This window comes from Meiothermus luteus (assembly GCF_003574085.1).
Classification (GTDB): domain Bacteria; phylum Deinococcota; class Deinococci; order Deinococcales; family Thermaceae; genus Meiothermus; species Meiothermus luteus.
The window spans coordinates 1-6,223 of sequence record NZ_QWKZ01000127.1 but is presented as its reverse complement, the minus strand read 5'-3'; the positions used below and the strand labels follow the sequence as shown (position 1 = coordinate 6,223).

The 6,223-nt window shown below is 69.2% G+C and carries 2 protein-coding genes and 1 pseudogene; 2 read left to right on the top strand and 1 reads right to left on the bottom strand.

Translation table 11 applies throughout. The features are described 5' to 3' along the window. Positions 1–4,797: pseudogene (locus tag Mlute_RS13630) on the bottom strand (translocation/assembly module TamB domain-containing protein); the annotation flags it as partial. A 121-nt stretch (positions 4,798–4,918) separates the two neighbouring features. On the opposite strand from Mlute_RS13630, the gene Mlute_RS13625 reads away from it, so the two are divergent. Continuing rightward, positions 4,919–5,821: a pseudouridine-5'-phosphate glycosidase gene (locus Mlute_RS13625; RefSeq protein ID WP_119361134.1), complete on the top strand. Its 903-nt coding sequence runs from the start codon at positions 4,919–4,921 to the stop codon at positions 5,819–5,821. A 40-nt stretch (positions 5,822–5,861) separates the two neighbouring features. Continuing rightward, positions 5,862–6,223, top strand: a 362-nt coding sequence (locus tag Mlute_RS13620) for a helix-turn-helix domain-containing protein (RefSeq protein WP_147371107.1), incomplete at its 3' end; no start/stop codon positions are given.

The window sequence follows — 6,223 nt, the reverse complement described above, 5'->3', positions numbered from 1 at the left end:
CTCCGGCATCCACACCACGCCCCTGCCCCGCAGAGCCAGGGGCGCGGCGTCCAGCTCAAACCGGCCCTCCAGGGCCAAAGCGGCCGGGCCCGACCAAGGCCCCCGGGCCTGAGCCTCCAAAACCCAGCGGCCCGGCTGGGACCAGCCCTCGCGGAGCCGGAGCTGGAGGCGGCCCTGCCAGCCCTCGCGGCCCTCCAACCACACCTGCCCCTCTTCCAGATTGGCCCGGCCCGTCCAGCGCCCCCCCAGCACCGGGAGATCCAGGCTGACCAAACCGCTGGGTGCCTCCGCCGCCCAGCGCACCAGGCCGGTGGCGTAGGGCCCCTCGAGCCGCAGCCGCACCTGTCCGTCGTAGAAGGCTTCAAACCGCTGCCGCTCGTAGCGCCCGGACAACCGGGCCTCCAGCCGGGCCGGCCGGAGGCTTCCCTCGGCCAAAAGGTTGGGGCCGGTGAGCCGCAGGGGCAGCTCGAGCGCCTCCCAAGGCCCCTCCCCCTGGGCCACCAGGTGGAGAGGCAGTCCCAAAAAAGGTTCCAGACTGCCGTCAAGGGCCACCCGGAGGTGGCGGTTCTCGAAACGGGCGGAGAGCCCGGCCCCTTGGGCCTCCGCCCAGAACTCCCCCTGATAGCCGAACCTAAGGGCGACCTCGGCGCCTCGGCCGGCAAGCTTCCCCTGGCCCTTCAGCTCGGGACGGCTTAGGCTTCCGCTAAGCCCCGCCTGAAGCTCGAGGACGGCCATCCCCAGGCCCTGCCGGTAGGCCAGACCGCCCCCAAGCGCGCCGTCCAGACCAGCAAAAACCTCCACAGAAGCCCCGTAGGCACGCCCCTGGGCCACAACCCGGGCTCCCTGCCCCAACAGGACCAGGTCCACCTGTTCCCCCCGAAGCCGCACTCGCCCCTCCAAGGAACCCTCCAGGAGGGTCATCCGGCCCGCCAGGGCAAACCGGCGGCCCAACGTCTCCACCTGGCCCTGCCCAGAAAGCCCTGCCCGCTTCAGCGTGGCCCCCTGCCCTTCGGCCTCCAGCCGCAGGGGGGCCTCCCAGACCGCCGTCCAGTCCGCTCCCTCTCCAAAAACCCGCAAGGGGCCGCTTTGCTCGAGGTAGCGCAGGCTCGCCAGCCGCCCGCTGGCCTGGTACCGGCTGCCCAGGCTGTACAAGGAGAGGCGGGCCTGGGCATAGGGCCCCTCCAGCTCCAGCTCGGCCTGGCCCCGCCGCTGGGAAAGGGCATAGACCCCGTTCGCGCGCAGGCTGGCCCAAAGGGTGTGGAGCTCCAGCCCAACCTGCGGGCGCTGCCGGGTCCCCCCGAGCTGGGCCTCCGCCTCTAAGCCCGGCCCCCTGTAGGCCAACCGGCCTTCTAGCCGCTCCCCCAGGGTGAGCCCCCCCTCCAGGTTACCCGTACCCAATAGGTAGACCGGCCGGCCGGGCTCGAGCTCCACCACCACCCCGGCCTGGTGCTGGGGCAAAAAAGCCGAGAGGGAGTGGTCTTTGTAGTCCACCTGAACCTCCTGGCCATAGGCCCGCAAACGCCCCTCCAGCTCACCCCGGCCCTCCAGGTCCAGCCAGCCCCGCAGCCGCCCTTGCAGATCAGCAGCGAACACCTGGGCCAGGGGCCTTGTCTCCAGGTCAAGGTAGGCCCTAAGCCCCTCCACCTCCACCCGCCCCTCGGGCAGGCTCAGAGTAGCCCGCAGCCGGCTCAGGTCTGGCCCGTGGGCTTCCAGCCGGGCCTGCAGGGGCAGGTCAGCGTAGGTGGTGCGCAGCTCACCCCGCAGCTCCAAGGCCTCCCCCACAAGCTCCCCCTCCACCACCCCGCTGCGCCCCTGCCAGCGGTAGGGCCAGTTCACCCGTCCCCGATAGGCCAGCCCGCGCCCCGAAAGGGCCAAAGGCCCCTCCAGACGCCAAGTCTGCTCCAGCACATCAGCCTCAAAGTGCCAGGACAGGGACTCCAGGTAGGGCAGCCGATAGGTGCCCTGCCCCTGGGCGGCCAGGTTTTCCCAAGGGCCATAGACCACCAGCGTACCCCGTAGGTAGGGCAGCTGGAGGCTACCCCGCAGGTCTAGGCTCTTCAGGCTAGCCCAGCCCTGCAACCGGGCGTAGGGGCTCTCCAGTTGGGCGCGCACCGGTCCCAGCAAGCGGGCGCCGCTGAACCGGGCCTGGCCGTAAGGGGTATCCAGGGTCAACTGCCCACCCCGCTCCGACCAGCTTCCCCGCAAGCGCCCTGGGAGGCCCCAAGGCTCCAGGCTGTAGTCTGCGGCGACCAAGCGGAGCCGCAGCCCCTCAAGCGGCTCTGGGGCCGGCCGGTAATTCCCCGCCACCCGTAGGCGGCCGTTTTGGAGCTGGGCAGCGTAGGTCAGGCTGGCCCCTTGACCGCGGAACTCCAGCTCGCCCTCCAGCCTTGGAACCCGCAAGCGCCCTTGGTAGGCCAAGCGGAAGAGGTCAAGCTGGCCCCACAACTCCCCCTGGTACCCCGCGTAGGCCAGGCGGCCCTGCAGCCCGAGGTGCTTCCAGCTCCCCTCACCCTCGAGCCGGCCGTAAGGGGTGGTGAGCTCCAGCCGGCCCCCCTCGAGGTTCCCCCGGCCCCATAGGTGGGCGGGCTGCCCGCCTACGCGCAAGGAAAGCGTGCCTTCAAAGGGTAGCCCTGGCCGAAATAGGACCCGTCCTTGTGGCCAGCGCAGCTCGCTGCGGCTCACCCAAAGGGGAACCTCCTCCACCCTCACGCCACCCACCGAGGGTAGGGTAAGCCGCCCGGTGAGGTTGGGGGTGGGCCAAAGCGGGCCCGAAAGCTGGGCATAGCCCCCTGTGCTTAACCAAAGCTCCTCGCCTCGGCCCTCCAGCCTCCCCTCGAGCCAGGGCGAGTCAAAGCGCACCTCCCCCGTGTAGCCCCTCGCCCCCAGGCCCAGGCCGGCTTCGAGGCGTATCTGGGGGGTAAGCTGGAGGGGCCCTTCAACCTGGAGACCCTGCCCATCGGCGCGAACGCGCAGGGTCTCGAGCCGGGCCTGCAAGCCCCGCGCATCCGCGCTGCCCTCCAGCCTGAGCGGGCGCAGGGGGGTCTGCACCACCCCTCGGTAACGGGTGGCTAGGTCAAAGAACTCGCCCTCCACCTGCACCCGCTCGCTGCTAAGGCCCCAGCTCCCGGAAAGCCGGCCGCCGCCATAGCGCAGGTCGGCAGAGAGCCGAAAGGCCTCCAGGGCCACAATGGGCAGCTCCCGCACCCGCAGGCTGAAAACCCCCCCGGCGTAGGCCCCTTCCGCGTACCGGTTGGAAATCCGCCAAGCCGAGCCCTCTTGCTGCAGGGCGATGGGAAAGCGGGTGTAGGGGGAGTCGTAGTCCAAGTCAGCGCTGAGCCGGCCCGCCCTGAGGCGGCCCGAACCGCTCAGGCGACCCACGAGGAGCTCGAGGCCACCCAGCTGCAGGTCCAGGTCGTCCCAGGAACCTCGCAGCTCGAGCACCCCCAACCGCCCACCAACCCGAGGGCCCTCCCCCTCCAACCGCCCCGAGAGGCTAAACGGCCGGGCCAGGGGCAGGCCCACCCCCTCCGAGTCCACCGAAAGGGTCCAGCGCCCTCCCTGGGCCGAGAAGCGCAGCCCGGCCTCGCCCAGAAGAGGGCGGGGCCAGACCAAGACCCCCTGACCCTCCAGCCGGGCCCCCTTGCCCCAAAGGCGCAGGTTGCTCCGGTAGGCGTCCTGCAGGGTCACGGTGTAGGCGTCGTTGTCCCGTAGGGCCACCCGGGCTTGGAAGGTGCGGTCAAACAGGGCCCCATCCACCACAGCGTCCAAACGAAAACTCTGGTCAAAGGCCAGGGTTCCCTCGTAGGTCAGGGGTTCGCCCAAAAGACGACCCTCCCCGCTGTAGCGACCATTGAGCACCAACTTCTGCCAGCCCCACCCCTCCAGCACCAGAGGCCCACCTCCCTCCACAGGCAGCCTCAGGCCAAAGTGCCGGGCCAGGGCGGGAAGGGTGGGCCGACCCTCCACTCGGAAGCGGTACTCCTGGCGGGGCAGGTCCACCGTGGCCGAACCCCGCAGGGGCCCGTCAAGGCCCCGGCCCACCAGGTTGGCCGTCACCACCTGCCCGTCAAAATCGGCCTCGCCATAAATCTGGCTCAGGGTAAAGCCCACCAGGCGGACGGTGGCGTTCTTGATCCGATTCTTCCCCAGAACACCGTTTTTTACCTGGGGGCCCACCACCCAGCTTCCCTCTACCTCCCCCGACTCCAGGCCGCTAAACCAGTACCGCACAGCCCGCAGGTCGCCCCGGGCTTCGATCCGCCAGGCCTCCAGCTCTCGCCCGGTGCGGTAAACCGTGGCCGCCAAGCGCCCCTCCGGGAGGGTCAGGGCCACCTGGTATGGCCCCGAGCCCCGCACGACCGCCCGCAGGGGAGGCAAGGGAAGCTCTTTTCCCTCTTCCAGCCACACGCTTACCCGGTTGAGGACCAGTTCGTCTATCCGCAGCCTGAAAAAGGGTGAGGGAGCGGGCCCAGCCTCCTGGGGGAGGAGGGCCTCCCAAGAAAGGTGCAGGTCCCCCTCCTCGGCCCAGATGCGCAAAGGCAGCTCTTTTCGTCTCAGGCCAAGCAGGTTGTAGCCCAGCTGCAGACGGCCGACCTCGAGCCTGAGGCCCTTGCCCTCCAACCGAACCTCCCTCAGCTCAAAGCCCGCGAGCAGGTACCCCCCCGCAGCGCGCCAGGTGGCCTGGAAGCCCGCCGCTTTGAGGCCCTCTTGAAGGGCGTAGGTGATGAGGGGTGGAAACGCTGGGAGCCCCACCAGCAGGAGGAGCAAAAACAGCGGCACCCAGCGCAAAAACCACACGCTCTTCAGTCTAGAGCAAAAATCTGAGCAAAATCTAGGAAAACCCCCATGAAAAGCCAATCAAAGCGCCTAGGAGGAGGGAAGAAGACAAATCCCCCCGCCCCCACGTATTCTGGGAACCATGCGTCTACACCCTGAGGTAGCCAAGGCCCTACAAAGCCGAAAGCCGGTGGTGGCCCTAGAGTCCACCGTCATCACCCATGGGCTGCCCCGCCCCACCAACCTGGAGCTGGCCCAGACCCTCGAGGCCATTGTCCGGGAGGCTGGAGCGGTCCCCGCCACCATCGCCGTGGTCAAAGGCCAGGTGGCGGTGGGGCTGGAGCCGGAAGAGCTAGAGGCCCTCGCCAAAGACGAGGGTGCTGAAAAGGCCAGTCTGTGGAACCTAGGGGCCCTTCTTGCCCAAGGGAAGTGGGCCGGAACCACCGTGGCTGCCACAGCCTTTTTGGCCCATAAGGCGGGTATATCGGTCTTCGCCACCGGGGGCATCGGGGGGGTACACCCCCACCCCTACGACGAGTCGGCGGACCTACTCGAGCTCTCCCGCACCCCCATTCTGGTGGTCTCAGCCGGCCCCAAAAGCATCCTCAACCTGGCGGCCACCCTGGAGCGGTTGGAGACCTTTGGGGTGGCCCTGCTCGGTTATCGCACGGACCACCTGCCCGCCTTCCACAGCCCCAAAAGCCCCTACCCCCTGCCCGCTCGCGTGGAAACCCCCGAGGAGGCCGCCCAAGCCTTCCAGGCGGCCCGAGGGCTGGGGCTTCCGGGGGCTACCTTGGTGCTCAACCCCATCTCCCAAGGCCTGCCCTTTGAGCAGGTCCAGCGCTGGGTGGAACAGGCCACCCAGGAGGCTGCCCGGACCGGGATAACCAGCAGGGCCCTGACCCCCTTCCTCCTGCGGCGGATTTCCGAGCTGAGCGGAGGCCAGACCGACGCCGCCAACCTCCGGCTCCTGCAGGAGAATGCCCGCCTGGCGGCGGAGATTGCCCGGGCCTTGAGCCAAGGTGGAGGGCCCTCAAGGCGTTAACTCTGAGGCCGCTCTCAGCCAGTGGCGTAGAATGGGGGAAATGTGCGAGCTGGGCAGGCGGCTAAAGGAGGCCCGGGAAAGCAAGGGACTGGAGCTTGCGGAAGCGGCCGAGGCACTTAGGGTACGCCGGGCGGTGCTGGAGGCCCTGGAGGAGTGCCGCTTTGATGAGCTGCCGGAGCCCGCTTTGGCTCGAGGCTACCTAAAGCGCTACGCCCAGCTCCTGGGGCTCGAGCCGGCCCCCCTACTGGCCCTCTACCCCAGCAGCGCACCCGCTGAGCCGACCGGAACCCCTTCTCCCCCTCCGCGAACCTTCGGGTGGTTCTGGCTGCTTCCGCTGGCCCTTCTGCTGGCCCTTGGGGCCTGGTGGGTTTCGCACTCCTCCACCCCCTCCCAGGCACCCCC

Bases quoted from the DNA above. Each gene is read 5' to 3' on its own strand.
- Mlute_RS13625 (WP_119361134.1), top strand. From the start codon at position 4,919: ATGCGTCTACACCCTGAGGTAGCCAAGGCCCTACAAAGCCGAAAGCCG.